The sequence below is a fragment of the Streptomyces sp. ATCC 21386 genome (assembly GCF_018728545.1).
Taxonomy (GTDB): Bacteria; Actinomycetota; Actinomycetes; order Streptomycetales; family Streptomycetaceae; genus Streptomyces.
The window spans coordinates 7,313,357-7,339,993 of record NZ_JAAVVL010000001.1 but is presented as its reverse complement, the minus strand read 5'-3'; the positions used below and the strand labels follow the sequence as shown (position 1 = coordinate 7,339,993).

General features: G+C 69.8%; 24 protein-coding genes. 7 read left to right on the top strand and 17 right to left on the bottom strand.

From position 1 onward, the window contains the following. Positions 1–72 precede the first annotated feature (72 nt). Positions 73–2,031, bottom strand: a complete 1,959-nt coding sequence (locus tag GWK25_RS31570) for a hypothetical protein (protein ID WP_215457738.1) — start codon at positions 2,029–2,031, stop codon at positions 73–75. Between the two features lie 337 nt (positions 2,032–2,368). Further along, positions 2,369–5,497 carry an alpha-N-acetylglucosaminidase gene (locus tag GWK25_RS31565; protein ID WP_215454868.1) on the bottom strand — a complete coding sequence of 1,043 codons (3,129 nt, stop codon included), beginning with the start codon at positions 5,495–5,497 and terminating at the stop codon, positions 2,369–2,371. Positions 5,498–5,612: 115 nt separating this feature from the next. Here GWK25_RS31565 and GWK25_RS31560 point away from each other — a divergent pair, with 115 nt between their 5' ends. Then, on the top strand, positions 5,613–6,065 hold the full coding sequence (locus GWK25_RS31560; RefSeq protein ID WP_215454866.1) for a hypothetical protein: 453 nt from the start codon (positions 5,613–5,615) through the stop codon (positions 6,063–6,065). Between the two features lie 137 nt (positions 6,066–6,202). Here GWK25_RS31560 and GWK25_RS31555 read toward each other — a convergent pair whose 3' ends face one another. The 6 genes from GWK25_RS31555 to GWK25_RS31530 form a co-directional block, all read right to left on the bottom strand. Next, on the bottom strand, positions 6,203–7,780 hold the full coding sequence (locus GWK25_RS31555) for a DUF1996 domain-containing protein (protein ID WP_215454864.1): 1,578 nt from the start codon (positions 7,778–7,780) through the stop codon (positions 6,203–6,205). A 301-nt stretch (positions 7,781–8,081) separates the two neighbouring features. Continuing rightward, positions 8,082–9,104, bottom strand: coding sequence for an NAD-dependent epimerase/dehydratase family protein (locus tag GWK25_RS31550; protein ID WP_251829117.1), 1,023 nt, complete (start codon positions 9,102–9,104; stop codon positions 8,082–8,084). Positions 9,105–9,235: 131 nt separating this feature from the next. After that, positions 9,236–9,916 (bottom strand): winged helix-turn-helix domain-containing protein, encoded by a 681-nt coding sequence (locus tag GWK25_RS31545; RefSeq protein ID WP_215454862.1) that lies wholly within the window; start codon positions 9,914–9,916, stop codon positions 9,236–9,238. 771 nt (positions 9,917–10,687) lie between these two features. After that, entirely contained in the window at positions 10,688–11,719 is a 1,032-nt protein-coding gene (gene glnII / locus GWK25_RS31540) for a glutamine synthetase (RefSeq protein ID WP_215454860.1), read from the bottom strand. 335 nt (positions 11,720–12,054) lie between these two features. Continuing rightward, positions 12,055–12,744 (bottom strand): septal ring lytic transglycosylase RlpA family protein, encoded by a 690-nt coding sequence (locus tag GWK25_RS31535; RefSeq protein ID WP_215454858.1) that lies wholly within the window; start codon positions 12,742–12,744, stop codon positions 12,055–12,057. A gap of 159 nt (positions 12,745–12,903) precedes the next feature. Continuing rightward, a complete protein-coding gene (locus GWK25_RS31530; protein ID WP_215454856.1) occupies positions 12,904–13,263 on the bottom strand; it encodes an arsenate reductase family protein in 360 nt (119 codons plus the stop codon). A gap of 176 nt (positions 13,264–13,439) precedes the next feature. Here GWK25_RS31530 and GWK25_RS31525 point away from each other — a divergent pair, with 176 nt between their 5' ends. Further along, on the top strand, positions 13,440–13,754 hold the full coding sequence (locus GWK25_RS31525) for a hypothetical protein (RefSeq protein WP_215454855.1): 315 nt from the start codon (positions 13,440–13,442) through the stop codon (positions 13,752–13,754). 249 nt (positions 13,755–14,003) lie between these two features. Continuing rightward, positions 14,004–14,651, top strand: coding sequence for a DUF4360 domain-containing protein (locus GWK25_RS31520; protein WP_215454853.1), 648 nt, complete (start codon positions 14,004–14,006; stop codon positions 14,649–14,651). Positions 14,652–14,965: 314 nt separating this feature from the next. On the opposite strand, the gene GWK25_RS31515 is transcribed toward GWK25_RS31520, so the two are convergent. Further along, the gene (locus tag GWK25_RS31515) at positions 14,966–16,156 is read right to left on the bottom strand and encodes a winged helix DNA-binding domain-containing protein (protein ID WP_215454850.1); all 1,191 of its coding nucleotides are present in this window, start codon (positions 16,154–16,156) and stop codon (positions 14,966–14,968) included. An 89-nt stretch (positions 16,157–16,245) separates the two neighbouring features. Continuing rightward, on the bottom strand, positions 16,246–17,196 hold the full coding sequence (locus GWK25_RS31510) for a phosphotransferase family protein (protein WP_215454848.1): 951 nt from the start codon (positions 17,194–17,196) through the stop codon (positions 16,246–16,248). 195 nt (positions 17,197–17,391) lie between these two features. On the opposite strand from GWK25_RS31510, the gene GWK25_RS31505 reads away from it, so the two are divergent. After that, positions 17,392–17,682, top strand: coding sequence for a hypothetical protein (locus tag GWK25_RS31505; RefSeq protein WP_215454845.1), 291 nt, complete (start codon positions 17,392–17,394; stop codon positions 17,680–17,682). Between the two features lie 19 nt (positions 17,683–17,701). Here the strand turns inward: GWK25_RS31505 and GWK25_RS31500 are convergent, their stop codons facing one another. The 3 genes from GWK25_RS31500 to GWK25_RS31490 form a co-directional block, all read right to left on the bottom strand. Continuing rightward, positions 17,702–18,361, bottom strand: a complete 660-nt coding sequence (locus GWK25_RS31500) for a hypothetical protein (protein ID WP_215454843.1) — start codon at positions 18,359–18,361, stop codon at positions 17,702–17,704. 6 nt (positions 18,362–18,367) lie between these two features. Beyond that, positions 18,368–19,288, bottom strand: coding sequence for a zinc metalloprotease HtpX (gene htpX / locus GWK25_RS31495; RefSeq protein WP_215454842.1), 921 nt, complete (start codon positions 19,286–19,288; stop codon positions 18,368–18,370). A 111-nt stretch (positions 19,289–19,399) separates the two neighbouring features. Continuing rightward, positions 19,400–19,657, bottom strand: a complete 258-nt coding sequence (locus tag GWK25_RS31490; protein ID WP_045555415.1) for a hypothetical protein — start codon at positions 19,655–19,657, stop codon at positions 19,400–19,402. A gap of 398 nt (positions 19,658–20,055) precedes the next feature. On the opposite strand from GWK25_RS31490, the gene GWK25_RS31485 reads away from it, so the two are divergent. Beyond that, positions 20,056–21,141 carry a GTP pyrophosphokinase family protein gene (locus GWK25_RS31485; RefSeq protein ID WP_215454840.1) on the top strand — a complete coding sequence of 362 codons (1,086 nt, stop codon included), beginning with the start codon at positions 20,056–20,058 and terminating at the stop codon, positions 21,139–21,141. 484 nt (positions 21,142–21,625) lie between these two features. Beyond that, positions 21,626–21,841: a tyrosine-type recombinase/integrase gene (locus GWK25_RS31480; protein ID WP_215454838.1), complete on the top strand. Its 216-nt coding sequence runs from the start codon at positions 21,626–21,628 to the stop codon at positions 21,839–21,841. Positions 21,842–21,991: 150 nt separating this feature from the next. On the opposite strand, the gene glnA is transcribed toward GWK25_RS31480, so the two are convergent. Beyond that, positions 21,992–23,401 (bottom strand): type I glutamate--ammonia ligase, encoded by a 1,410-nt coding sequence (gene glnA / locus GWK25_RS31475; protein ID WP_184895044.1) that lies wholly within the window; start codon positions 23,399–23,401, stop codon positions 21,992–21,994. A 198-nt stretch (positions 23,402–23,599) separates the two neighbouring features. Between glnA and GWK25_RS31470 the strand changes: the two genes are divergently transcribed. Further along, on the top strand, positions 23,600–24,067 hold the full coding sequence (locus GWK25_RS31470; RefSeq protein ID WP_215454836.1) for an RDD family protein: 468 nt from the start codon (positions 23,600–23,602) through the stop codon (positions 24,065–24,067). Between the two features lie 93 nt (positions 24,068–24,160). On the opposite strand, the gene GWK25_RS31465 is transcribed toward GWK25_RS31470, so the two are convergent. The 3 genes from GWK25_RS31465 to lipA all read right to left on the bottom strand — a co-directional run bounded on the left by GWK25_RS31465 (position 24,161) and on the right by lipA (position 26,546). Beyond that, positions 24,161–24,862: a DUF4191 domain-containing protein gene (locus tag GWK25_RS31465; RefSeq protein WP_033527459.1), complete on the bottom strand. Its 702-nt coding sequence runs from the start codon at positions 24,860–24,862 to the stop codon at positions 24,161–24,163. A 180-nt stretch (positions 24,863–25,042) separates the two neighbouring features. Then, positions 25,043–25,246, bottom strand: coding sequence for a hypothetical protein (locus GWK25_RS31460; protein WP_033527460.1), 204 nt, complete (start codon positions 25,244–25,246; stop codon positions 25,043–25,045). Positions 25,247–25,580: 334 nt separating this feature from the next. After that, the gene (lipA, locus tag GWK25_RS31455) at positions 25,581–26,546 is read right to left on the bottom strand and encodes a lipoyl synthase (protein WP_215454834.1); all 966 of its coding nucleotides are present in this window, start codon (positions 26,544–26,546) and stop codon (positions 25,581–25,583) included. Between the last annotated feature and the right edge of the window lie 91 nt (positions 26,547–26,637).

Below are 26,637 nucleotides of genomic sequence, written 5' to 3'. Positions count from 1 at the left end.
GCCGGTCATCGGCTGGATAGCGTATAGGTGTTCGACCCGTCCGGTCACCGGTCTGTCGCCGACCGGCCTCGGTCACCGGGCCCCGGCGGGCTGAAGCGTGCTGATCTCCCGGCCGTTCGCCAGCGTGCCCGTCAACTCCGCCCGCGCGCCCTCCTCGACCGGTACGGCGAGAAGGTTGCCCTGCGCCGATCCGCTCGCCCCGCCGCCCAGATCGACGGAGACGGTGTCCTTGCTCCCGGCGGCCAGCAGATAGGAGACACCGGTCGCGGACTTCCACGGACCGCCGGCGAGGACATGGGGGTCGGCCGGCCCGCAGGCGGGGACCTCGTCGGCGGCGGCCGTGACATACGCGCCGGCCGGGGTGACGAACTGAGTCATCGCCCGGGTGCCCGCGCCCCGCCAGGTCTCGGTGCGGGTGCACACCCAGTCGGCCGTGCCACTGCCGTCGGGCAACGGCTGGCGCGCGAACCGCCAGGCGTTCACGCTCCGCACCCCCTGCGACCGCACGGCGGCGAGGGAACAGGCGAAGGGCGCCCAGACCTCGGGAGCGGCGGACGCGTCGTGGGCGGGCGCGCGGGACGGCCGGCCGACGGTGAGATGTGCGGGAACCACCTCGGCCAGATCGCTCAGCAGCCGCGTGCCACCCTCGGCGTCGGTCAGCTGGAGCACGTCCCACGACCCGCACTTCCCGGCACGCACCACCGGACTGGCGAACGGGGCCGTCGTCCCGTCCTTCGCCAGCGCCAGCCTCCGCACCCCGCCGTCGGCCTTCGCCAGATCCCGTACGGCCGCCTCACGCACCCAAGGCGCCGTCAGATAGCGGACGTTGCCGTCGACCCGGCCCAGCACCAGGGCGCTCGCGCCGGCGCCGGTCGCCCCGTCCACCCGGGTCAGGTCCAGGGCCGCCGTGCCCGGGTCGTCGAGGGGCTCCGCGTACCGGGCGATCCGCAGGCCGTCGTGCAGCAGGACGACCCGGAGGTTGTCGACCTCGCCCGCGTACAGCAGCTGCGGCGGGCCCGGCGGGGGACCGGCCTGCGTGCCGAGGGTGACCGCGACCTGCACGGACTCACCGGGCCGGGCCCACACGGCGAGGGCCCGCCGCAACAGCGCCTTGTCCTTGACGAGATCGCCGCGCGCGGGCCAGGTGGTGAAGTCGGTCCGCCCCGTCGCCCGCCACGCGGTGGCCGTCGCCGTCGTCAACCTGCCCGGATCCAGGGCCGCCTGGGACGCCGGGTTGCGCGCGTACGGGGGTGCCGCCGCGCCGTCCGGGCCCCACGCGTCCCCGGGCAGGCCGAGGAGCGCCCCGCACACCACCACGGCGGCCGTGGCGGCCAGCGCCGCCTTCGTGTGCTGGCGGCGGCGCACCAGATCGGTGGGGCGGGCGTGCAGCGAACACGGGTCGTACTCGGGGGAGAGGAGCAGCGCGTGCTGCTGCGCCGGCACCGAGTCGGCCTCCCGCAACGCGGCCGACGGATCACCGACCCCGGCCTCTTCCAGAAGCGTACGGATCGCCGGGTCCGGGAGCCTCTCCAGGCCCCGCAGGACATAGGCGGCCCGAGCCGGTCCGGAGAGCGCCGACAGCTTTTGGTCCAGGGCCAGTTCGTCGGCGCCGCCCGAGCGGGGGAAGAGCCGCAGCCCCCACACGCGCGGGAGCAGAGGCGGCAGCTGGGACCGCTTCGGCCACGCCCTGCGCCGCAGCGGGAGCCCGGCCTCCAGGGCGGTGCGGACCACGTGGAGCCGGACATAGGCGTACCCGGCGTTGCGTTCCCGCCCCGCCACGGATCCCGTCCCCGTCGCCTGGGCCGGGATCAAGGAAGCCGACGTGCGTCCCCTCGGCAACGCCCGCTGCGTCAGCGCGTGCGCCGTCAGCACGCGACGGTTGCGGCCCAGGCTCGACGGCAACGTCAGGTAGGCGAGCCGCACCAGACGCGGATAGTGCTCGACGAGCGCGGCCTCCGCCTGCTCGACGTCCACGACCGACTCCTGAGCGCGGGAAGCTGCGGGGCGCGGGGCGACATCCTGTGACTGCACGTTCAACAGAACGAGCGAATGGTCCGATGGTCACCACACCGTCCCACCGGGGTGGGCCGGGGCGCCCAGGGGGTGGGGGTGCGTGTTTCGTCGGCGGCTGCGGGTGGGTGGGGCTTCTCGCGCAGTTCCCCGCGCCCCCAAAGGATTCAGGCCCTGCGGGCCTGAAAAACTGGGGCGCAGCCCCGCTTTTTCAGGGGCGCGGGGAACTGCGCGACCAGCCCCCACCGGACGGACGCCTGGGGGTCGAAGGGGCGCAGCCCCTCGGTGGGGGCACCTCCCGCTCGAGCGAAGCCGAGAGTGAGGGAGGGACGGGTAGGGGCGGCGGGGGCGAAAAAGGTCAGGTGAGCGACCACCCGCTGAACTCCACCAACCCCCGAACGCCGCTCCCCCCGTTCGTCGCACTCATGAACATCCCCACATCCTGCCTCCCGGCCCCCGCCCCCGGCACCCCCACCGAAGCCACCACCCGCCAGCTCACCCCGTCATCGACCGAAAACTCTCCCGTGTACGCCCCCACACCCGTCCGGCGCAACCGCAACAACACCGGGGCCTTCACCCCCGTGATCCGCCGATACGTGTCGAGCGTCCCGTCCCCCGTACTGTCGTACGACAGCACCACCCCGTTCGCCGGAGTGACCGCCAGGTTCAGGAACCCCGCCGCCCCCGCCGTACCGAGGCTGTCGCGCACCACGATCCCCGCCCGCGCCCAGTTCCCGGTCGCCGCCTGGGAGTCGACCCGGAGCGTCACGGACGTACCGTCGCGCAGCGCCCCCGCCCGGTAGACGGTGCCGAACTCCGTCGTCCCCCGCCACAGGTCCGCCCCGCCCCCGTCGATCCCGAAGCGGCTCCCCAACTGCCCGAAGACGGCCCCGTTGTTGGTGTACGTCCGCCACCCGGCGGCCAGCGCGCCCGCCTCGAAGAGCGTTCCGTCGAAGCGCCCCTCGACCCGCTTCTCGCCGCGCGGCCCGTACTTCGCCGTGACCGTGTACGGCAGCGGCCGCAACGGCCGGTCGAGCGGGACGTCCGGCGCGTCCGCGCGCCAGCGCACCGTCCCCGAGCCCGCCGCCGCGACGCTCGCCAACGATGTCGGACCCTCCGGCTCGGCCGTTCCGGCGAAGCCGCTGAGGGCGAAGTCCACCCGCCCGGTCGCCCGCAGCCCGTTGACGTTGCGCAGGACCGCCGACAGCCGCGCGCTCCCGCCGGGCGGCAGCACCGGAGGCGCGGCCGTGACGGTCAGCGACCCCTGGTACGGCGCCCGCGCCAGCACGTCCCGCACCCGCACCGCCGCCCGGTACGCGTCCCCCACCGGCCGCGCCGGATAGTCCTTGCGCTCCCGTGTCCACGGCTCCTCGAACGCGAACCAGTCCACGGTCGCCGGAGCGGTCCCCGTGACGAGCGCGTCCTCCAGCGCGTCCAGCCACTTCTGCCAGCGCGGCACGTAGAAGTCGGCCATGAGACCGTTCCACTCCCGGTTGCCGTACTCGTGCAGATTCCCCGTGTCGGACGTGGCCCGTCCGCCCCACACCGTGATCAGCACCTTCGCCGTCCGCTCGAACTCCGCCCGCTCGGCGTCGTTCGTGGCCGTCAGACGCGCGTCGGTCACCCACGGACCGAGCAGGAACGCCGTGTTCGTCCCCGTCACCTCGTCCGACAGCCGCATCAGCCGCAGCCAGAGTGTGGACAGCGCGCGGAAGGTCGCGAGGTCGCCCCGCCGGTAGGCCGCGCGCAGCTGGGGCAGGTACTGACGGCTGCGGTGCGCGAGCGCCTGCCGGGCCACGTCCACCACGTCGTACCGGTACGCCGGGTTGCGGCGCAGCCCGTCCGCGACGCCCAGCAGCCCGGCGAGGGCCGCGTCGAAGCGGCCCGGGTCGTACGTCAGCGTCCTCGGCGCGTACTCGGCGGCCCGGTCCGCGGCCAGGTCGGGGCGGGCGCAGAACAGGGAGTCGTGCGGGTCGCTGCGCTCCACGGCCCGCTGCTGGTAGGCGGTGTCGTGCAGCGCCCGCCACGCCCGGCGGGCGCTCGCGTCGCGGCCCCCGTAGCGGAAGTCGGCGTACGAGGAGAACCAGGCCGCCCGGTCGATCTTCTTCGGGGTCCAGGCCAGTTCGGAGAAGAGCTCGAAGGCCGCGGGGTCGCGGTCGGTGGCCTCGGGCATGAACGCCGTACCCACGAGCGCGCTGCCCGTCTTGTCCCGCCAGGCGAAGAACTTGTCGTTCCACAGGTGGGCGCGGGCCCCGATGGTCGTACGGCCGCCGAAGTTGGGGATCGTGCCGAAGCAGTACGGGGTGCCGCCCCAGTCGCGTTCGCGGTCGGTGACGCTGGAGTAGCGGTCGGAGACGCCGTCCACGATCAGCATCTTCGACCGGTCGATGGCGTCCAGGAGCTCGGGCAGCGGGTTCTCCTGCCAGCCGAGGATCACCCAGGTGGCGCCCGGGTGGGACTTCTGGAGGGCCTTCTCCACGCCCTGCGCGGCGTCCGGCACCGGCACGTCGCCGGCCGTGCCGCCCTCGTGCAGGAGGTCCATCTTGAACAGGGACGCCTCGCCGTACACGTCCTCCAGGTGGCCGTAGAAGGAGGCGGCGACCCGGGCGAAGGTGTCCGTGCGCGGGTCGAGCCAGTCGGGGCGTTCGAAGCCGTGCCAGATGCCCTGCGGGACGACGTGCGCGTCACCGCCGTTGCGTGCCACGAACTCCTTGGGCACGTGCCCGTAGTAGCCGGGCAGCACCGGTGACATGCCCAGTTCGCGCAGCCGGTCGGTGATCCGCCGGCCGAGGGCCGCCCGGCGGGCGATCAGCTCGGGGGAGAGGGGACCGCCGTAGCCGGAGAGGTTCTGCAGCAGCCACCAGGGCTGGTGCGAGGGCGCGGGCAGCCAGGCCCGGGACTCCTCGTCGGAGTAGCCGAAGTCCTTCAGCAGCCGGTGGTAGACGGCCTCCATCCCCGCGATGACCAGCACCTCGTTGCAGCCGTGCGCCGCCAGCAGGTCGATCTGGTGCTCCCAGTACGACCAGTCCGCGTATGGGGCGGTGTAGCCGTCGTTGGTGTCGTTGAGCGCGAAGCGGTGGGGGAGCGCGGTGGATCTCTCCAGGGGACGGGCGGGCGCCGGAAGGCGCTTGGGAAGGTCGAGCTGGCTGCCGTTCCAGGCGAGGTGCGCCCCGCAGACGTACTTGAGGTACCAGTGGACGCCCATGAGCAGGGTGGCGGGAGTCGTGGCCTGGACCCGGATGCTCCCGGTGGTGCCCGTGACCCGGAAACGGTCGACGGTGCCGCTGCGGTCGAGCAGACTGAGCCGGAACTGTCCGGCGTGGCCGGGCAGCAGCCGATTGAGCGCGGAGCGCGCGGGAGCCGTATCGAAGGCGGGGCCCTCGCCGGGGCTCTCTGCGGCGTGGGCCGGGGCCGACCACGGCAGGTAGGTTCCGAGGCCGATGACACCGGCCGAGCCCAGCACCGTGCGTCGCGACGGACTGTTCATGTCTGTGTGCCCCCTGTGTCGACAGTGGCGGCACGCTAACGGGGCGACCGTCCGTGAACAACGGTGCGCACGGAGCTGGCGAGTTCACGTCGCCGGAATGGACGCGGAGGTACGGATGAGTTTGACGAGGAAGAGCCTTGCGGGGAGCGCGGCCGGCACGGTCGCCGCTCTGCTGCTGCTGACCGGCTGCGGCTCGGGCGACGACACCGAGGCCGCCGTGCCGAAGACGGCGACCGGGACGCTGGAGCACATCGCGGGCGAGGTGGGCTGCAAGCCGGACATGCAGACGGACGCGGACACCATCCGGCAGGCGCTCTGCACCAACAAGGACGGCGACTTCGACGGCAAGTTCGTCCTCGCGACCTTCGCCACCGACCGGGGCCAGGCGGAATGGCTCGCCGGAGCCAAGGACTACGGCGGCTACTACCTCGTCGGCCGCAAGTGGGTCGCCGTCGGGGAGAAGAAGACGGTGGGCGGGCTGCAGACCACGCTCGGCGGGGAGGTGCAGGAGGGATCCGCGCACATGAACCCCGGCGGCAGCCACAACAACGGCAACCACAACGGCTGAGCACGACGGCCGGAGCGGCTGGGCGCGGCGGCCGGGGTGCCGGGCACGACAGCCGGCCACGAGGGAAGACGAAAGCCGGCGGTGGGAGATCCCACCGCCGGCTTCCTCGTCACTGCGCGGGCGCTACCGCCTGGTTGCTACTGGCAGTCCTGGCCGCTGTTGATGCAGTCGACCATCTGGTTCATCGTGTTCTCGTTGAAGAAGTTGATGAAGTCGTTGTGGTCGGTGATGGCCTTGTGCAGCTGGTCCGGGAAGGAGTCGATCGCGTACGCGTTCTGCAGCTGCCCGTTCTGGATGGACGGGGCCGGGATGTCGTAGACCAGGCGGACCTGGAGCTGCGGGATGGCCTGGAAGCCGTTGGAGCAGCTGCCGTCCTGCTCGACGAAGTCGACGTGCGTGCGGTGGTTGGCGCTGTCGATGTTCTGGCCGTCCCAGCAGCTCTGGAAGAAGGACGTCCGGACCACGGAGCTGCCCTGCGGGCAGATCGGGTACTTGTCCGTCACCACACGGTCCTCGAAGCCGGTGCAGCTCCAGTTGGTGTTGGCGTTGTTCAGACCGTTCACGAAGGACTTCGCGTCACCGGTGATGATGCGCAGCGCGGTCGGCATCGCGACGACGTTGCCCTTCTTGTTGCCGACGAACTTCAGCTCGGCCTGGCTCGGCTCGACGATCTTGCCGACGTTGCCGTCCTGGCCACCGCCGGGAGCGTTGGCGTCGATGTCGTTCGTGCCGTCCTGCAGACGGATGACCGGCCAGAAGTACGAGGACTTGTCGCCCTGGTTCTGGCAGGTGGTCTGCGCGTTGGCCAGATCCTGGTCGCTCGCGAAGGCGTTGTTGCTCTGGTTGCCGACGTAGTCGTGCTGGTGCTGGGCACCGTTGCTGACACCGGGGGCCACGATCACGTTGTCCGAGTTGCGGAGCTCGTTCTCGTTGGTGCCGCAGTTCGTGGTGAAGCTACCCGTCGAACCGCCGTCGCCGTTGGCAGCGAGACCGTTGCCGCCCACGCCCTTCGGGCCGCCGTTCGGCTGGACCTGGTTGATGTCGATGAAGTCGCCCGCGCCCGGACCGTTGCCACCCTGGCCGTCGCCGCCCTGGTTCTGACCGTCGCCCTGGTTCTGGCCGTCGCCGCCCTGGTTCTGACCGTCGCCCTGGTTCTGGCCGTCGCCGCCCTGGTCCTGACCGTCCTGGTTCTGGTCCTGGCCGTCGTTGTTGCCGCCCTGGTCCTGGCCACCCGCGTTGGTCTGGTTCGGGTCGGCGACGCCCTTGCAGCCGGCGAGCTGGTCCATGCCCTGCGGAACCTGCCCGCCCGCGTTCCGGATGTTGATGCCGATCCGGTCGAGGGTGGCCACTCGCTTGGACTTGAGCGGGTTGATGATGGCGTTGTTGACGAAGCCGGCGTCTCCCGCCTGGGCCTGGCGCGTGTCAGCGAGACGCTTGTAGGCCTCGGTGATCTGCTGGTCCAGCAGCGCCAGCTCCTTGGCGACGCCGTTGCGTGCCTTCTCGGGCACGTTCGTCAGCTGCTGGCCGACGTCGGGGCAGTCGATCGTGGCCACCTGTGCGGAGGCCAGCGTGCTGTTCTGCCCGGACTTCGACTCGCCCGCTGAGGCGTAGAAGTTCGCCCAGACCAGGCCGCCGCCCGCGACCGCGAGCGCCGCGGAAGCGGCGATGGCCCGGACGGCCAGCGGCGAACGTCGTTTGCGTGTGTTGCGTCCCATGGAACTCCTCTGACTTCCTTGCGGGGCATCGAGGCGCCCGACAGGAGTGAAGCGGCTCCATCACATACGCGGCGAGTCCCAGGAGTGTTCAGGCGACTCACAAATTACTGAGAGATCCGTGGGACAAAGTGGTTTCAACGCCCCACGAAATACCGGGAGTTGTCGCCGGTCTACGCGGCGTGCGCGGTGAAGGCCCCTCGCGGGGTCCGTGAAGGGATCGTTTCGGCGGCCCTGGCCAAGATACGCGAGAACCGCCGCCCGCGAGCCGATTGCCCGTTCTGCCGCCGAACCGCACCCGCTCCTAGAGACCCAGCACCTTCGCCTCCACCGCGGGGTCCAGACCCACCGGAGGCCGGTCGGGCCGGTGCGGTGCGACACCGCCGAGCCCCGTCAGCCACTCCCAGGTGTCCCGCACGGTCTCCGTCACGTCCCGGCAGCACAGCCCGTCCCGCACGGCCCGCGACACGTCCGCCCGGTGCAGCGCGTCGTGCAGGTCGCTCCCCTCGGGCACCCACACCGGCAGCGCCGTCCACGGCGCTATCCCGGCCTTGAGGATCAACTCCGTTTCTGTCCAACGGAGTTCTGCCGGTCCACCGGTCGCCCGTACGCATGCGTCGAGCAGGGCGCCCATGGTGGCCGTCCCCGGGGGACCGGCCAGGTTGTAGGGGCCGCTCAGGCCCTGCTCCGCCGCGCCGAGCATCCAGCCGGCGAGATCGCGTACGTCGACGTACTGCAGGGGGAGGTCCCGGGGACCGGGTGCCAGGACCGGGCCGCCCCGGGCGACCCGACCGAGCCACCAGGGCAACCGGCCGATGTTCTCGTACGGTCCGAGGATCAGGCCGCAGCGCACGAGGAGCGAGCGGTCGGCACCGAACGCCTCGACCGCGGCGAGCTCGCCGCCCCGCTTGTCGCGGGCGTAGTCCGTCTGCCCCGCGTCGGCCGACGCGCCCTCCACCACGGGCGCCCCCTCGTCGTAGCCGGCGGCCGGGGGCCAGGCGTACACCGAGCAACTCGACACGTACACATACCGCTCGGCCGCGCCGGCCAGCAGCCGTGCGGTGTCCCGGACGGCTCGCGGCGCGGCCGACCATGTGTCGACGACGACATCCCACCCGCCCCCGCCGGAACCGGAACCGGCGATGGAGGCCTCGACGAGCGCCGCGAGCCCGTCCGGTTCGGTGCGGTCGCCCAGCAACGACCGCACCCCGGCCGGAGGTGCGTGCCGTCCCCGGTGGAAGACGGTCACCTCCCAGCCGCGGGCCAGCGCCGCCTCCACGACGGCGCGGCCCACGAACTCCGTACCACCCAGCATCAGAAGTCTCATACCGCCGACTCTGCCCGCAGGACGGCCGCCATGGCACGCACATCTGCTCTCAGGAGATCCGCTCTCAGAAGACGCGCTCCGAGAAGGTCCGCACGCAGGAGACCCACTGGGCCCGAGGGGCCGATCCGCCGTCAACGGCCCAGCTGCGGCGTGTACTTGTACCCGACCCGCCGGACCGTCTGGATCGCCTGGCGGAACTCCGCGCCGAGCTTGCGGCGCAGCCGGGCGATGTGGACGTCGACGGTCCGCCCGTCGCCCACATGTCCGTAGCCCCACACCGTGGTGACCAACTGGTCCCGGGTGTGCACCCGGTTGGGGTGCGCGACCAGATGGGCGAGGAGTTCGAACTCCAGGTAGGTGAGGTCGAGGGGCCGCCCGTCGACCCGCGCGGTGCGCTGCTCGCTGTCGACGTGGACCAGTTCGGTTCCGACCTCGACGGAAGCGGAAGCGGTACCAGGACCGGCGGCGGCTGAGGCGTGGCCGGGGGCCTGGGCCGCGCCCGAGCCGGCGTGGGCGCCCCGCTGGTCGTCCGCGACCGCGAACGGCAGTACCGGCGGCTGCTGGTCGGCCGGCACCAGCACCAGGTAGCCGACCATCGGCGGCCGGCCCGGCAGCGTGGGCAGGGTGTGCTGGGGCGCGGGCAGCCAGGTGGCGCCCGGCGGCAGGAAGTCGGTGATGTCCAGGGCCTCGTCCCGGCCCACGGCACGCAGCCGGTGGCGTGGCGCGGGCCCGGGGGAGGGGACGGCCACGGGGGCGGAGCCCGACGCGGCGGTCAGCGGGGCGGCGGTCGACAGAGAACGGGTGTTCGCCATGAGAGGTCAGCTCTTTCGCGCGAGAAGTTCGTCCGGGAGACCTCGGCGACCGAGTTCGTGGTCGGGGACCCGCCGAGGGACGTACGTCGTTCCGCGCCGACCGAAGGCCGGGGTGTACGGCTTTAGAGGGCCGGCGCGTTCATCGCGCGGCAACACACCCGGTCGAAGTCGTGGTGCTGACGGGAAGGCCAGAAGGGCTCCAGGTCATGGCGACCCGTCGCGCGTTGGTTCTGGAAGCCGGCCATGGCCCCATTGAAGCAGACACACGCCCGTCGCAGGAGCCTCCTCCCACTGCTTGGACGCTTCTTGAACATGTCGGAGTGTGACGTGACCTCAACCGACCAGGCATTTGCGCCAGTCCGGGGGCTGACGGTGACGGCCGTGCCGGGATCGCCGTCGCACTGCGCGGACAGCCCCTGCGCCGCGAGGGCCGCGACGACCTTCCCACCGACCGACCTCCCGAGCGACCTCCCGAGCGACCTCCCGAGCGACCTCCCGAGCGACCTCCCGAGCGACCTCCCGAGCGACCTCCCGACCGACCTCCCGAGCGACCTCCCGAGCGACCTCCCGACCGACCTCCCGACCGACCTCCCGACCGACCTCCCGAGCGACCTCCGCCGTGGTCTCGGCGGAGCCGTCGAACCCGCCGTGGAGCAGCGTCGGTCCGTGTCCGACGGTGGCGCTGGTCGCCCGCGTTCGCTCCGCGTCCGGGCGGCACGCCGGAGGGCGCCCACCGTGACGGTGGGCGCCCTCCGGGAGCAGCGGGGTGGATCAGACCTGGCCGGCCTTGTCGAGCGCGGTGCAGCAGGTGTCGACGATCAGGCGCGTCACGACGTACGGGTCGACGTTGGCGTTCGGGCGGCGGTCCTCGATGTAGCCCTTGCCGTCCTTCTCGACCTGCCACGGGATACGGACCGAGGCACCGCGGTTGGAGACGCCGTAGGAGTACTCGTTCCACGGGGCGGTCTCGTGCAGACCGGTCAGACGGTCGTCGATGCCGGCGCCGTAGTTCTTGACGTGGTCGAGCGGCTTCGAGCCCTCGCCCAGCGACTCGCACGCGGTGATGATCGCGTCGTAGCCCTCGCGCATCGCCTTCGTGGAGAAGTTGGTGTGCGCACCGGCGCCGTTCCAGTCACCCTTGGCCGGCTTGGGGTCGAGGGTGGCCGCGACGTCGAAGTCCTCGGCGGTGCGGTAGAGCAGCCAGCGGGCCACCCACAGCTGGTCGGCGACGTCCAGCGGCGCCAGCGGACCGACCTGGAACTCCCACTGGCCGGGCATGACCTCGGCGTTGATGCCGGAGATGCCGAGACCGGCGGTCAGGCAGTTCTCCAGGTGGGCCTCGACGATGTCACGGCCGAAGATCTCGTCGGCGCCGACGCCGCAGTAGTAGCCGCCCTGGGGGGCCGGGAAGCCGCCCTTGGGGAAGCCGAGCGGGGTGCCGTCCTGGAAGAACGTGTACTCCTGCTCGATGCCGAAGATCGGCTCCTGCGCGGCGAACTTCTCGGCGACCTCACGCAGCGCGGCACGGGTGTTGGACTCGTGCGGCGTCATGTCGATGTTGAGGACCTCGCAGAGCACGAGGACGTCGTCGCCGCCGCGGATCGGGTCCGGGCAGGTGAAGACCGGCTGGAGCACACGGTCCGAGGAGTGCCCCTCGGCCTGGTTGGTGGAGGACCCGTCGAAGCCCCAGATCGGCAGCGCGTCCAGACCGGCGGGCTCACCCGCGATGATCTTGGTCTTGGAGCGGAGCTTGGCCGTCGGCTCGGTGCCGTCGATCCAGATGTACTCAGCCTTGAAGGTCACGGGACACATCCTTCGGGGTGGGTCACTAGGCGCATGTGCGGGTGCTGCGGCGCTGCGGCACTGAAACGCCGCGCTGATGCCGGGCAGCCTGTCAACCTGCGATTTCCCGGTCATTGCTCGAATGTGAACCCCGTGTTACCTGGCGACTCTGTGGCGCGATTCACGCCCCGCCGCGCCCGCTCGGCCCGGACCCGACAGGTCCCGGTGGACGCGCTGTTCGTACGCGGGCGGGAGGCCGGGCACCGCTGCGCGCGGTGCCCGGCCTCCCGGACGGCGATCGCCTGCCCTTCACCTCACCGTAACGAGCGGGTCCGCCCCGCCGATCCGGCCCCGGGTCACCCCACCTTCTCGATCAGCGCGCGGCGGATCAGGAACTTGCCGGGCTCCCGGACCTGTTCGAAGGCGGCGTTGTTCAGCAGGACACAACTGCCGGAGACCGAGGTGACCTCCACGGTGGTGGACTTGTTGTTGTCCAGGTTGGTCACCCGCAGCTTCGTCCCCGCCGGGAACTCGCTGCTGGACGCGGCCGGGGCGCCGCCCTCGCCGGAGAGGGTGACGGTGGAGCCGTTGCAGACCTGCTCGCCGGCCCCGGCGTTCCCCGCGTCCGCCCCGCCCGCACCGCCGGCGTTGCCTGCGGCCTCGTCGCCCTGGGGGTCCTGAGCCGACCCCCCGGGCTCCGCGGCCGGCACGGACGGCTGTGCGGGTTGCGCGGCCTGGGAGCCCTGAGCCGACTCCCCGACGACGCAGTCCGACGCGCCCTGCTGGACCTTGATCTGGGCGATGACCGCCTCACGGTTGGCGATCCGGGCCGCCGACTGGGCGTCGGGGTTCGCCTTCTGGTCCGCGATGAACCGCTCGTTGTTGCCGAGGGCGGTGGCCAGCCCCTGGCAGACACTGGAATCCGCCGCGGACTGCGCCGCGTTCGACGTGGCCGCCATGGCGAAGGCCCCGCCTCCCGCCACCGCCGCCGCGGTCACGAACAGCGCGACCTTCTTCTTCGTGCCGAGCGTTCTCCTACGCGACATGCGCGCCTCCTGTTCCCGGTGGACCGTCGTCGGGTCACCGGATCGGATGAGTACGCCGCTATGTACGAGATCCCGAACGAAGTTACTCAACGGTTACGGCGAACTCTGAAGTAACGCACGTCACACGGCGGTTGGCGATCCGGCTGCCACAACCGCCCGCTACCTGGACAGGGCGTCCCGTACCGCGTCGTCCGTGCGGGCCACCACCGCGCTGCCGTCGTCGGCGGTGATGATCGGCCGCTGGATGAGCTTGGGGTGCTCGGCGAGCGCCTTCACCCACCGGTCACGTGTCTCGGCGTCCCGGGCCCACTCCTTGAGGCCGAGCTCCTTGGCGGCGGCCTCCTGGGTGCGGGTGATGTCCCACGGTTCGAGCCCGAGCCGGTCGAGCACGGCACGGATCTCGTCCTCGCTCGGAACGTCCTCCAGGTAGCGGCGGACGGTGTAGTCGGCGCCCTCGGCGTCGAGCAGGCTGATCGCGCTGCGGCACTTGGAACAGGCCGGATTGATCCAGATCTCCATGCGGCCCACCGTAGCCAACGGTGCCCGAAAACTCGTGTTCCACCTCTGTCACAGGACCCGTCAGATACCCCCTGGCCAGGGGTGATTGTCAGTGGGGGGTAGTAAAATAGAAGCAGTGTTCGAGGGTTGCCGACGGGGGATTTCCGGCGGCGCCCAGACCGCGACAGGAGGATGTCTTGCCCGCTGCCGCACTGAAGTCGAAGCCGCTGCCCACCCAGTCCACCGTCCAGCACCCCGTTCTGCTCGACCTGCCCTACGAGCCGGTGGTGAAGCACACGCTGCCGCCGGGCCGTCCGCGCGACTGGTACATCACCCACAACCGGCGCCTGAAGGCCATGCGCCTCGCGATCGCCCTGCTCGACTCCGGTGTCTACATGCCGAACCAGGCACGCAACGAGACGATCCGGAGCACGGCGGAGGTCATCGGGGTGCACCCGCCGTCGGACACCACGTGCCACATGGTGCGGGCGCTGATGCGCTACAGCCGCTGACGCGGTAGGGCCGCCGAGGTCGGCCCCTGTGACGGTGCCGTCCACTCCGCAAGGGGTGGGCGGCACCGGTGTGTCGGGGAAAGGGGCGATCTCCGGCCGCCAGGGTTGGCCGGAGATCGCCCTAGCCCTGCCCGCCCCGGCTCCATACGATGCGGTCGCCCCCCGGTCTTCACAGGTGTTTCACAGAGTGCGGGGGACTCGCGCATGTCTATTGACATGAGCATGACTCATCAGATCGGAGAACCCCCCATGGTTCGTGGTCTCCTCCTGGGTGGCGCCGTAGCCGCCCTCTTCGCCAGTGCGCTGCCCGCGCAGGCCGATTCCCCCTTCGAGGACCCGCCTCCGGACAAGATCGTCATCAAGGTCGCCACGGTGAACGGCTCCGGCTGTCGCCAGGGCACGGCCGCGGTCGCCGTCTCGCCGGACAACACGGCGTTCACGGTGACGTACAGCGACTACCTGGCCCAGGTGGGCGGCGGCGCGCCGTCCACCGCGTTCCGCAAGAACTGCCAGCTCAACCTGATCGTCCATGTGCCCGGTGGCTTCACCTACGCCATCGCCAGCGTCGACTACCGCGGCTTCGCCTCGCTCCAGCGCGGCGCGAGCGGGGTGGAGAAGGCCTCGTACTACTTCCAGGGGTCCCCCGACACGGCGTCCCGGACCCACACGTTCAACGGCCCGCTCGACGACAACTGGCAGGCCACGGACGAGACCGACTGGGCCCAACTGGTGTGGGCGCCCTGTGGTGTCGAGCGGAACTTCAACATCAACACGGAGCTCAGGGTCAACCGGGGGACGTCGCCGGCGAGCAGCACGAGCTTCATGACGATGGACTCGACGGACGGGGACATCAGCACGATCTATCACCTGGCCTGGAAGGAGTGCCCCGACAAGTGAGCCGTGCTGCCGGGTGCGCCTCTCTCCGAGGGGCACCCGGCGCTCGGGTCGGTCTGCCGTCCGCGGGCCGTCGGAGCCTCTCGCGCAGTTCCCCGCGCCCCTGAAAGCGTCGGCCGGGGCGGGCTGAGAAGAACGGCCGGGCAGGGCTGAAAAGCACGGGGCGAAGCCCCGGCTTTTCAGGGGCGCGGGGAACTGCGCGAGAAGCCCCACGCACCCGCACCCGCACCCGCCCACGAAACACGCAGCCCCGAGTCCTCAGGCGCTCGGCACCCCCTCACGCACCCCCGACTCATCAGGCGCCCTCACGCACCCCCTCACGCGCCGCCCACCAGCTCCTTCTCCAGGGGCGTCCGGAACCGAGGCGTGACCCGGGTGTCACCCACCCACCCCGCAAGCCGCGCAGCCTCCTCGCGGATCCGCTCCTCGGCCTCCCGCCCCACCCCGTCCGTGTCCAGCAACCGCCACACGACCTCCCCGTCCTCCCGCTGGGCCCACCCGCCCACCACCCGGCCGTTCCACCACACCGTCGGGCCGACATTGCCGCTGTAGTCGAAGAGGGCGGGCCGCATCCCGGGGTCGAGGTACCAGTCGCGTTCGCGCCAACCCATGGCCGTCGGGTCGAGCGCCGGGAGCAGCGCGGCCCACGGCTCGCCGGAGTCGGGGACCGGCTCCTCGTCCCCGGCGGTCACGAACCCTGTGCCCTCGTCCAGCGTCACGGCCCGCGCCCCGATCGCCGCCAGCGCCCGCCGCACCTCGGTGACACGCCACCCCGTCCACCACTTGAGGTCCGCCTCCGTCGCCGGGCCGCAGGCCGCCAACCACCGGCCCAGCAGGGCCGCCTGGGCCTCGGCCACGTCCAGCTCGGGGTGCGCGGGGGCCACGGCCCAACGGAACTGGCTCGACGTCCAGGAGCCCAGTGGCCGTCCCCGGACGACCCTGCCCTCCACGCCCAGCACCCTGAGCAGCCGGGTCGAGACGGTGTGCGTCCCCTCGTAGCTCTTGCCCGCCGCGTACACGAACCGCTCCCGCAACCTCGGCTCCTCCTCGGCGAGTTCGGACGCCGTGGACTGGCCCCGGCGGGCCAGCGCGGTCAGCGCCGATGCCTCGACATCCTTGAGCCAGGCCGCGTCGGGGGCCCCGGCCGCCGCCATGTCCTTCAGCAGCGCGGCCCTCTCCCGCGCGGCGACCGTGAGACCGGTCGAGGCGTGCACCACGGCGGTCAGCTCCGTGGGGAACACGAAGACGGTGTGCCGCATGCCGTGCATGCGGACGAGCGTCCGGTCCGTGTAGAGCGCCCGCTCGGTCTCGGTCACCGTCCGCGTGGCGTCGGCGAGCCGTGCGCCCACGGCCAGGAACACGGTCGCGGGATCCGAGCCGTGCAGGGCGACGAGCGCGTCGGCGACCTCCTCGGGGCCCGCCGACCGCACCGATCCGGCCAACCGCTGCCGCAGCCCCAACCGCACGCGCCGCTCGCCCACCCCGATGTACCGCCGTACGTCACCCATGCCGGCCATCCTGCCGGACCCCACTGACAATCACGGCCCCCCGAAAGCCCCGCACGACCGTGTGGCACGGCTCGCCCCCGGCCCCCTCCCTAGGCGTACCGCTCCAGCACCCCGCCCACGTACGCCTCCAGCCGCGCCGCCAGCACCTCCGGCGTCAGATCCGTCCGGCCCAGCTCCCGCCAGGGCCCCGCCAGCTTCTCCGCGTCGGGCGCGTACCCGAGGGCGTCCAGCAGCAGCCAGTACAGGTGGTCCGGGTCCGGTGACAGCCGGCGCCCACCGCGCGCCTCGTACCGCGCGCGGAACCCCAGTCCGTACTCGGCCCCGTACAACAACGCCACGGTCGTCGAGCAGTGCGCCACATCCAGATCCGCGGGCCCCCACGAGGTCTCCACCCAGTCCACGACCCCGCTGATCCGCAGATCCCCGCGCCCACCCGCCCCCGCACCCGTGAACAGCACGTTCCCCGGGTGGAAGTCCCGGTGCAGGAAACACCCCTCGTAGCCGGGAGCCTCCCGCCGGATCACGTCCACGGCCCGCTCCCACAGCGGGCCCCCGGGCGTGGTGACCCGGTCGGGCGAGGTCCAGGCCTGGTAGGTGCGAGGCCGTTCGTCGGGTACGACCGCGTGGATCCGGGCGAGCTGTCCGGCGAGCAGGTCCAGCCGCTCCTCGACGTCCGCGTCCTCCGCGGCCCGCACGGACCCCGGCAGCAGGGACATCAACAGCGAGGGGTGGTCGGTGAGTTCGGCCGTCGGGTCGACGGCGTGCAGGACGGGCGTGGGGATGTCGTCGCACGGGGCGAGCAGGGTGAGTATCTCGGCCTCGCGGCTCAACAGCCCCGGCGCGTGCAGTCGGAAGAACGGTTTCACGAACGACCGCAGCACGAGAGCCGTCCCGTCGTCGAGGGTCAGCCGACGCATCCGCGACGTCCAACCTCCGCGCAGATCGGTCCAGTTCCGTACGGCGCGGCCCTCGGGGAGCTGTTTGGCCACCCATGCTCGGGTCGCCGCCCACTCCTGACCGTCGAAATCATCGAATGTCATGGAGACAGCATCCCCGAGGATTCCGAGGATCCCGATAAATGGGATGCCCCCGCACCCGTCGCACCAGCATCCTGGAACCGCGGAGCGAAGGCCCCCGGAACACCGGGCCCGTGCACGACGGGCACCACTTTCCGGCCCCGGGGCCACTCTTCCCCGCACAGTCATCACCCACGCCACGCCCCGAGGAGTCCCGTCATGGGCACCTTGATCCTGTCGGCGACCGTGGTCCTGGTCGTCATGGGTTTCTCCAACCAAGTCCTCTGGCTGGCCGCTGTCGCCCTGCTCTACCTGTACGTCCGCTACGGCCGCACGGGGGGAGGCTCGGCGACGTCCTCGCCGGGTCCCTCGGCGAGCGGCGCGGCCCAGCCCTCCTCCTACCGCGCGTACCGCGATCGCCGTGACCAGCAGGCGAAGTGGGAGCGCCGCTACCGCCGTGAACGGCCTTTCGAGACCCGTCGGCAGGAGCGCGACAAGAGCAACAAGTGACGGCGTCCCCGGGGTCGGGTCACAGCCCCGGGGCGCCCCAGATCGGGAACCACCGGCTCAGCTCGGGCTCGATCCGCAACTCGTCCCCGAGCACGGCCCGGACCCGTAGCTCCAGCGCGTTGTCCCGCCGCTGCCCGCCACCGGGCAGCGGCGCGAACGGATAGAACGTCCCGCGCTTGTAGAGATAGACGACCCCGAGCCGCATACCGCCACCGCCGCCACCACCGTCACCGCCACCGTCCCCCGCCCCCGCACCGGAGGCCGCAGTGGCGTCCCCGCCCGCGACCCGACGCCGGAACCCGACGACCGAGCACAGCAGCTGCGGCCCGAACCCGCCGCCCTCCAAGGCGCTGTTGACCGCGTGCAGATCGCTCACCAGCGCGGGCAGGTCCCGCGGATCCCGTCGTGAGACCAGCCAGGAGTAGCCGTACTCGTCCCGCTCGATCCCGACCGGCGGTCCGGTCCGCCCCGCGTCCGCGTCGAGCAGGGCCCGCACCTCCCGGCGTACGCCGTCGAAGGCCGCGCCCTCGACCGTCGCGAAGCACACCGCGCCCGTGCCGGTCGGGGTGAGGGAGGCGGCGGCCTCCAGCGTGACGGCGGCCGAGGGGAGGGCGAAGAGCCGGTCCAGGTCGGGTGCGACCGGCTTCGTACGGCCGAGGAGGATGTCCAGCAGCCCCATGCCCGCTCAGCCCGCCTTCCCGTGCCCGGGATCCGTGGTGTCCAACTCCTGCGAGATCCGGGCCAGTTGGTCGAGCCGCTGCTCCAGTGGCGGGTGGGTGGCGAAGAAGTGGGCCAGATGGGGGTGGTCGCCGAGTGCGGGGGTGAAGTAGAACGCGTTGAAGGCCTGCGAGGTGCGCAGGTCGCGGGTGGGGATGCGCGCGATGTCACCGGTGACCTTGGTGAGGGCGGAGGCGAGCGCCGAGGGCCGCCCGGTGAGGAGTGCGCCGGCCCGGTCGGCGGCCAGTTCGCGATAGCGGGACAGCACCCTGATCAGCAGGAAGCTCAGGACGTACACGGCGGCGGAGACGCCCATGATCACACTGAACACCACGGCGGTGTTCTGGTCCCGCCGTCCGCCGAACATGTGCGAGTAGAACGCGGTCCGGACGACGAGCCCGGCGATCACCCCGAGGATCGAGGCGACCGTCATGACGGCGACGTCGCGGTGCGCCACATGCGACAGCTCGTGCGCGAGCACACCCTCCAGCTCGTCCGGCTCCAACCGCCGCAGCAGCCCGGTCGTCACGCACACCACGGCGTGATCGGCGTTCCGCCCGGTCGCGAAGGCGTTCGGCATGTCCATATCAGCCACCGCGACCCGCGGCTTCGGCACGTCCGCCACCGCGCACAGCCGGTCCACGACCCCGTGCAGCAGCGGGTACTCCTGCGGCTCCACGGTCCGTCCGCGCATCGCGTACAGGGCGACCCGGTCGGAGTACCAGTACTGCGCCCCCAGCAGCCCGGCGGCGATCACCACGACCAGCACCCAGGACTTCAGCAGCGCGATCAGGACGGCCACGAACACGACGTACAGCAACCCGAGCAGGAACAACGTGACCGTCATCCGCAGGGTCAGCCGAGGATCACTGCGGAACCGCTCAGACATCCGGACCACCCCACACTCAGGCAGCGGCTCGTCCCGCTTCCATTGTGCGCCCGGGCATCCCCATGAAGCGGTCGCGCGGTGGTCGTGATCGGCCCTCGGCAGGGCAAAGGCTCAGTACGAAGACCGATAGTTGACGTACCCGATGAGTGCGATCAGTCCTGCCACGCACCCGAAGACGATCACCGTCGACACCCAGGACGACCGGCGCGGCGTCCGCGGTCCCGGGTCGGCGCGGAAGGGCTGGGGTGCGGGCGGGTTCTCCTTCCAGCGGGCCGCGAGCATCCGGGCCCGCGCGGAGGGCTCCTTGTGCTCGGCGCCGTCCGCCCACTTGATGTCGAACTCCCGCTCGTCGTCGTCCTGTTCGGGCATCCCCGTGTCTCCCCGTCGTCTCTCGAACAGTCGTGCCAGAACCATACGACGACGCCCCCGTCCCGAGAAACAGGAACGGGGGCGCCGCCGTGAAGACGTACGGACTACGCGTCGATCACACGTCGAAGAAGTGAATAGGCGGGTCTCTGGTCTGCAGCTACGCAAGTGCTCAACGCTGCGGCCTGGGATCTAGTCGTCAACGGTTGTCGATGTTGGTCGTCGTTGAGCACCCCACGGCCCGGAGACGACCCAAGGCGGGGAACGGAAGACCATCTGATCCGTAGGCTGGTGCACGTTGGTGAGCGCACCGCGTCCGCTCATGCGGTTGCCGGGACACCCGCCCCGCTGTGCCCATAATGGACGATATTGCTCAACATTCCAAGTCGCGAGGGGTAGAGATGGCAGAGCAGCGTAAGGATTACGAGGAGATCGCCGAGCCTCTCCGTAGTTTCGCTCCAGCGCTGGAGTCTCTTTTGAAGGAAATTCTGATCGCAGAGGGAGTGAATTTTCACTATGTGCGAGCCAGGGTGAAGACGAAATCCAGCACTTCCAAAAAGTTGGCCAACCCGCGCAAAAATTACACTGGACTTTCGGATCTAACGGATCTGCTGGGAGTGCGTATCGTCACGTATTTCCCGGATGATGTTGACATTGTTGCGAATCTAATCGAGAGGGAGTTTGCTGTCGATAGGGCTAATTCCATTGATAAGCGACAATCCCTTGCGCCGGATAGGTTCGGCTATCTGTCCATGCATTTCGTTGCTGAAATCGGCCTGGAGCGCGGCTTGCTCGCCGAGTATAGGCGCTTTAAGGATCTGAAATTTGAGATTCAGATTCGATCGATCCTTCAACACGCATGGGCGGAAATCGAGCACGATCTAGGCTATAAATCGGCCGTTGATGTGCCGGATAAAATAAAGCGTAGGTTTTCGCGACTTGCAGGTCTCCTTGAACTCGCCGATGAAGAGTTCATGGGGATTCGTGACGAGCTAACTGTGTATCAAGAGAAGGTCGAGCAGGCAGAATTCGAAGACTATAGAGACGTCCCCATAGACCTGGACTCGCTATCGGTTTTCATTAGATCTCAGTTTGGCTCAAGCGTGGATCAAAAAATTGCAGAGGGCGTCGGTTTGCCTCTGTTTGAATCTGACCGCACATACGTGAGTCTTCGGGTTGAGGAACTCGTTTCCGCGGGCTACCGGACGATTGGTCAGGTTCGTGAAAAGCTGAAGGAGCTAGAAGCGGATGTCGTGCGGTTCAGTATCATTTGGATGGGCGCTGCACGTCCGACACTCTTCAAGCCGACTGTTGATTCGCCTACGGTGCAGCAATTCAGAGAGGAACCGATCGACTCGTTGTTCACAGGTATTTCGCTCTTCTATCTGTGGCTGCTCTTGGTCGCGCGTGGAGAGGTGAGTAACCCGGATCTTCACCCCATCGTCGTAGAGGAGATTATCAAGGTTTACGATTCTCTAAATTCCTAACCTCCTCCATGCTGAAAGTCAGGGGCGAGAGGCTTCCAGGGCCGAGATCACGGCTGCCGGGTCGCCTTCGTACAGCAGGTGCTGTTCATCTGCCTGTGGAGGGATGAACCGCTTATGGCACCGCTGTAGGTTATTCTCGGAGAAGTAGATCGCGTTGGGATCGTTCGCGTGGAACTCGTTTCGCTTGCTGATCCTTGCCGACAACTCGTCATGGCTGGCTGCTAGATAGACGAGCACAGGAGTCGCGCCAGCGTCGGTAGCGATCGCTCGCCACTTCGCCCGGTCCTCCGGGGTTCAAAAACCGTGATCAACCACGACATCGTGCCCGTCCTTGAGCCGCTTCCTGAGGTCGACCGCCACGTCTTCGAGGACGGGCTGCTCAAGGGTAGGAAAGATGCCCCTGGGGAAGTCCACGCCATAGACGCCGGGCGTCATCCCGGAACAGGCGCCAGGGGAGCGGTTCCAACCCTCGCGTGAGCACGGCATGCACGCCCTGCGGCACTACTACGCGTCGGTGCTGTTGGACTCGGGAGAGAACATCAAGGCGTTGGCCGAGTACCTCGGTCACTCGGACCCGGGATTCACGCTCCGGACGTACACGCACCTCATGCCGAACAGCCAGGACCGTGCCCGCAGGGCCATCGAATCCGCGTTCGGCGCACCGGATGCGGACGCTGGCCCGGCGAAGCCGATGCGGTGACCTGAGTGCCGGGGCCGTAACTCTCGTCCGCCGTTCGCCCTATGGGGCCCGAAAAAGGCCGCCGGCCGTGCCCTTCCGGCGAGGAAGAACACGGCCGACGGCCCACAGACGGCCCAGGGGAGCGGAAACCCGCTCTGACCTGGGGCGATATCACACGTCGAAGTACAGCTCGAACTCGTGCGGGTGCGGGCGCAGCTGCAGCGGGGCGATCTCGTTGGCGCGCTTGTAGTCGATCCACGTCTCGATCAGGTCCGGCGTGAAGACGTCGCCCTGGAGGAGGAACTCGTGGTCGCGCTCCAGCGAGTCGAGAACGGCCGGGAGCGAGGTCGGGACCTGCGGGACGCCCGCGTGCTCCTCGGGGGCCAGCTCGTAGAGGTCCTTGTCGATCGGCTCGGCCGGCTCGATCTTGTTCTTGATGCCGTCGAGGCCCGCGAGCAGCAGGGCCGAGAAGGCGAGGTACGGGTTGCCGGAGGAGTCGGGCGCGCGGAACTCGACACGCTTGGCCTTCGGGTTCGAACCCGTGATCGGGATACGCATGGCCGCGGAACGGTTGCGCTGCGAGTAGACCAGGTTCACCGGGGCCTCGAAGCCCGGAACCAGACGGTGGTACGAGTTCACCGTCGGGTTGGTGAAGGCCAGCAGCGACGGGGCGTGCTTGAGGATGCCGCCGATGTAGTAGCGGGCGGTGTCCGACAGGCCCGCGTAACCGGCCTCGTCGTAGAAGAGCGGGGAGCCGCCCGACCACAGCGACTGGTGGACGTGCATGCCCGAGCCGTTGTCACCGAAGATCGGCTTCGGCATGAAGGTCGCGGTCTTGCCGTTGCGCCAGGCCACGTTCTTCACGATGTACTTGAAGAGCTGGAGGTCGTCGGCCGCGGCGAGCAGCGTGTTGAACTTGTAGTTGATCTCGGCCTGGCCGGCGGTGCCCACCTCGTGGTGCTGGCGCTCGACCTGGAGGCCCGACTTGGCCAGCTCCAGGGAGATCTCCGCGCGCAGGTCGGCGAAGTGGTCGACCGGCGGGGTCGGGAAGTACCCGCCCTTGTAGCGGACCTTGTACCCGCGGTTGTCCTCCAGCGCACCGGTGTTCCAGGCGCCCGCCTCGGAGTCGATGTGGTAGAAGGACTCGTTCTCCGAGGTCTTGAAGCGCACGCTGTCGAAGACGTAGAACTCGGCCTCGGGGCCGAAGTAGGCGGTGTCGGCGATGCCGGTGGACGCGAGGTACGCCTCCGCCTTCTTCGCCACGTTCCGCGGGTCACGGGAGTACTGCTCGCCCGTGATCGGGTCGTGGATGAAGAAGTTGATGTTGACCGTCTTGTCGCGGCGGAACGGGTCGACGCGCGCGGTGGACAGGTCGGCGCGGAGCGCCATGTCGGACTCGTGGATGGCCTGGAAGCCGCGGATCGAGGAGCCGTCGAACGCGAGCTCCTCGGCCGGGTCGAAGGCCGTGGCCGGGATCGTGAAGTGCTGCATCACACCCGGCAGGTCGCAGAAACGGACGTCGACGAACTTGACGTCCTCGTCCGCGATGAACTTCTTGGCCTCGTCGGCGTTCTGGAACATCCAGCTCCTCCTACTCCCGACGTCTCCTGCCGGGGTGGTAGTTCGTTCGTGCGGCCAGTGCGGTGGCACACGCTGCTCTCGACCCTAGGGACGGGTGATTTCTCGTACGTGACCCATTTGTTTCGCACAAGTTAACCGGACATCCCGCCCCGCACCCCACCTGTCCGTATGGCAGAACGGTCGCAGTACCGTGGTCGGGTGGACAAGAGGCAAGCAATCGGATCGTGGCTCTCCGGCCCCCGCGAAGCCGCGGAGGCGGCCGGAGTCGACTTCGGATACAGGGGCCAACAGCTCGGTCTGCCGGAGGAGGGGTCCGGCTCCATCGCGCGCCCGGGCCGCCGTCTCGGCGCACTCGCCGTCGACTGGGGCCTCTGCCTCTTGATCGCATACGGCCTGATCACCGACGGCTACGACCAGGCCACCAGCAACTGGGCCCTGCTCATCTTCTTCCTGCTGCACGTCCTCACCCTGGGCACGGTCGGCTTCACCCCCGGTAAGCGCCTCTTCGGCCTCCGTGTCGTCTCCCAGGACACCGGCACGGTGAACCCCTGGCGCGCCGCCGCCCGCTCGGCCCTGCTCTGCCTCGCCATCCCCGCCCTGGTCTGGGACCGCGACGGCCGCGGCCTGCACGACCGGCTGGCGCGCACGGTCGAGGTCCGGATCTGAGGTGCCGGCACCGGTGCCGGAACCGCGTACGACGATGGGGGCGCCCGGAGTGATCCGGGCGCCCCCATCGTCGTACGCGTCGTACGCATGTCGTCAGCGGGCCTTCGGGCCGCCCTTCGGCATGCGCATGCCCTTGGGCATCGGGCCCTTGGGGAGCGGCATGTTGCTCATCAGGTCGCCCATGGCGCGCAGCCGGTCGTTGGTCGCGGTCACCTGGGGGCCGGAGAGGACGCGCGGCAGCTTGAGCATGGTCGTGCGGAGCTTCTTCAGCTCGGTCTGGCCCTCGCCCGTGCCCACGACCAGGTCGTGCACGGGGACGTCCGCCACGATGCGGGCCATCTTCCGCTTCTCGGCGGCCAGCAGGCTCTTCACCCGGTTCGGGTTGCCCTCGGCGACCAGGACGATGCCGGCCTTGCCGACGGCCCGGTGCACCACGTCCTGGCTGCGGTTCATCGCCACCGCGGGCGTCGTGGTCCAGCCACGGCCCACGTTGTCCAGGACCGCCGCCGCGGCACCCGGCTGGCCTTCCATCTGCCCGAACGCGGCCCGCTCGGCACGCCGTCCGAACACGATCGCCGTCGCGAGGAAGGCGAGCAGGAGGCCCAGGATGCCGAGATAGATGGGGTGACCGATCAAGAAACCGATCGCGAGGAAGACACCGAAGGTGATGATTCCGACAGCCGCGAGTACAAGACCGATCTTCTTGTCGGCCCTGCGGGTCATCTTGTACGTGAGAGCGATCTGCTTGAGTCGCCCGGGGTTCGCAGCGTCCGCTGCGGGTTCCTTCCTCGCCATGGCACGAAGTCTACGTGTCCGGGGAAGCGAGGACGACGGCGGTGCCGGTGGGGACCGGAGACCGGCGGCTGCGCTGGGGAAGCGGCGCCGGGCGGCGGCGGTGCCGGCGTGGTGCGGCGTTCATGCGGAGCGGTGGTTCCTCGTGCGGTGGTTCGTCGTGCGGTGGTTCGTCTTGCGGTGTTACGAGGTGCGCGAGGCGACGGCCGCTTCGAGGACGCGCTCGGTCTCGACCCGGTCCTTGGCGCGGCGGCGGTCCTCCAGGACGGAGGTCCAGGCGTTGCGACGGGCGGTGCGCTGGCCGCTGCTCATGAGCAGCGACTCGACGGCACGGAGTGCATCGGTGAACGACGGGATCGCTGTGGCGCGAACGGGCGCGGCCTGCATGGGAGGTCCCCTTAAGGTGGCTGCTCTGGCTAGGACCCTGTACCGGGTGTGAAACCAGGGTCACTGATTGGTGTTACCAGGGCGTGACCGACCGGTCAAACGCCAGTGAAGCCTTGATACGCGGCTTTTAAACCCCGACGCGGCCCTGACGCTGCCCTCATCTGCGAGGACGGTCAGGACCGCGGTCAATCGGCCATTACCGACGAGTAGCCTCTTGTGCTTGAATTCACACGAACCGGGTGGCACTCCGTGCCATTCGGCCTAGCGGCCGGACGGCGTCATGTGAGGGCTCGAACGGGACTCGGCCGGGGCTCGGGCAGGGCTGGGACGGGTCTCAGACGGCCTGCGAGGCGACGTAGGAACCCCGCTTCTCGACAGCCATCTGGTACAGGCGGCCGGCACGGTACGAGGAACGGACCAGCGGTCCGGACATCACCCCGGAGAAGCCGATCTCGTCGGCCTCCTGCTTCAGCTCGACGAACTCCTGCGGCTTGACCCAGCGCTCCACGGGGTGGTGCCGGACGCTCGGGCGCAGGTACTGCGTGATGGTCACCAGCTCGCAGCCCGCGTCGTGCAGCTGCTTGAGCGCCTCGCTGACCTCCTCGCGGGTCTCGCCCATGCCGAGGATCAGGTTCGACTTCGTGACCAGACCGTAGTCACGGGCCTCGGTGATGACCTTCAGGGAGCGCTCGTAGCGGAAGCCGGGGCGGATGCGCTTGAAGATCCGGGGGACCGTCTCGACGTTGTGCGCGAACACTTCGGGGCGGGAGGCGAAGACCTCCTCCAGCAGCTCCGGGACGGCGTTGAAGTCGGGCGCCAGCAGCTCGACCTTGGTCCGGCCGTCCGTCCGCTGTGCGGTCTGCTCGTGGATCTGGCGCACGGTCTCGGCGTACAGCCAGGCGCCGCCGTCCTCCAGGTCGTCACGGGCGACGCCGGTGATGGTGGCGTAGTTCAGGTCCATGGTGACCACGGACTCGCCGACGCGACGGGGTTCGTCGCGGTCCAGCGCCTCGGGCTTGCCGGTGTCGATCTGGCAGAAGTCGCAACGCCGGGTGCACTGGTCGCCGCCGATGAGGAAGGTGGCCTCGCGGTCCTCCCAGCACTCATAGATGTTGGGGCATCCGGCTTCCTGGCAGACGGTGTGCAGGCCCTCGCTCTTCACGAGGCTCTGCATCTTCGTGTACTCGGGGCCCATTTTCGCCCGGGTCTTGATCCACTCGGGCTTGCGCTCGATGGGGGTCTGGCTGTTGCGGACCTCCAGGCGCAGCATCTTGCGTCCGTCGGGTGCGACTGCGGACACATCGGCTCCCTGTGCTTCGATTCTTCGGCGTCCACCAGGGTACGCCCGTACGGTTCTCGGTCCCCGGGGTGGTCAACCTTCGGCTTCGCGG

Bases quoted from the DNA above. Each gene is read 5' to 3' on its own strand.
- GWK25_RS31560 (WP_215454866.1), top strand. From the start codon at position 5,613: ATGAGTTTGACGAGGAAGAGCCTTGCGGGGAGCGCGGCCGGCACGGTC.
- glnA (WP_184895044.1), bottom strand. From the start codon at position 23,401: ATGTTCCAGAACGCCGACGAGGCCAAGAAGTTCATCGCGGACGAGGAC.
- GWK25_RS31485 (WP_215454840.1), top strand. From the start codon at position 20,056: ATGGCAGAGCAGCGTAAGGATTACGAGGAGATCGCCGAGCCTCTCCGT.
- GWK25_RS31505 (WP_215454845.1), top strand. From the start codon at position 17,392: ATGGGCACCTTGATCCTGTCGGCGACCGTGGTCCTGGTCGTCATGGGT.
- GWK25_RS31510 (WP_215454848.1), bottom strand. From the start codon at position 17,196: ATGACATTCGATGATTTCGACGGTCAGGAGTGGGCGGCGACCCGAGCA.
- GWK25_RS31550 (WP_251829117.1), bottom strand. From the start codon at position 9,104: ATGAGACTTCTGATGCTGGGTGGTACGGAGTTCGTGGGCCGCGCCGTC.
- GWK25_RS31460 (WP_033527460.1), bottom strand. From the start codon at position 25,246: ATGCAGGCCGCGCCCGTTCGCGCCACAGCGATCCCGTCGTTCACCGAT.
- GWK25_RS31535 (WP_215454858.1), bottom strand. From the start codon at position 12,744: ATGTCGCGTAGGAGAACGCTCGGCACGAAGAAGAAGGTCGCGCTGTTC.
- GWK25_RS31565 (WP_215454868.1), bottom strand. From the start codon at position 5,497: ATGAACAGTCCGTCGCGACGCACGGTGCTGGGCTCGGCCGGTGTCATC.
- GWK25_RS31555 (WP_215454864.1), bottom strand. From the start codon at position 7,780: ATGGGACGCAACACACGCAAACGACGTTCGCCGCTGGCCGTCCGGGCC.
- htpX (WP_215454842.1), bottom strand. From the start codon at position 19,288: ATGTCTGAGCGGTTCCGCAGTGATCCTCGGCTGACCCTGCGGATGACG.
- GWK25_RS31515 (WP_215454850.1), bottom strand. From the start codon at position 16,156: ATGGGTGACGTACGGCGGTACATCGGGGTGGGCGAGCGGCGCGTGCGG.
- GWK25_RS31480 (WP_215454838.1), top strand. From the start codon at position 21,626: ATGCACGCCCTGCGGCACTACTACGCGTCGGTGCTGTTGGACTCGGGA.
- GWK25_RS31465 (WP_033527459.1), bottom strand. From the start codon at position 24,862: ATGGCGAGGAAGGAACCCGCAGCGGACGCTGCGAACCCCGGGCGACTC.
- GWK25_RS31500 (WP_215454843.1), bottom strand. From the start codon at position 18,361: ATGGGGCTGCTGGACATCCTCCTCGGCCGTACGAAGCCGGTCGCACCC.
- GWK25_RS31545 (WP_215454862.1), bottom strand. From the start codon at position 9,916: ATGGCGAACACCCGTTCTCTGTCGACCGCCGCCCCGCTGACCGCCGCG.
- GWK25_RS31490 (WP_045555415.1), bottom strand. From the start codon at position 19,657: ATGCCCGAACAGGACGACGACGAGCGGGAGTTCGACATCAAGTGGGCG.
- GWK25_RS31520 (WP_215454853.1), top strand. From the start codon at position 14,004: ATGGTTCGTGGTCTCCTCCTGGGTGGCGCCGTAGCCGCCCTCTTCGCC.
- GWK25_RS31530 (WP_215454856.1), bottom strand. From the start codon at position 13,263: ATGGAGATCTGGATCAATCCGGCCTGTTCCAAGTGCCGCAGCGCGATC.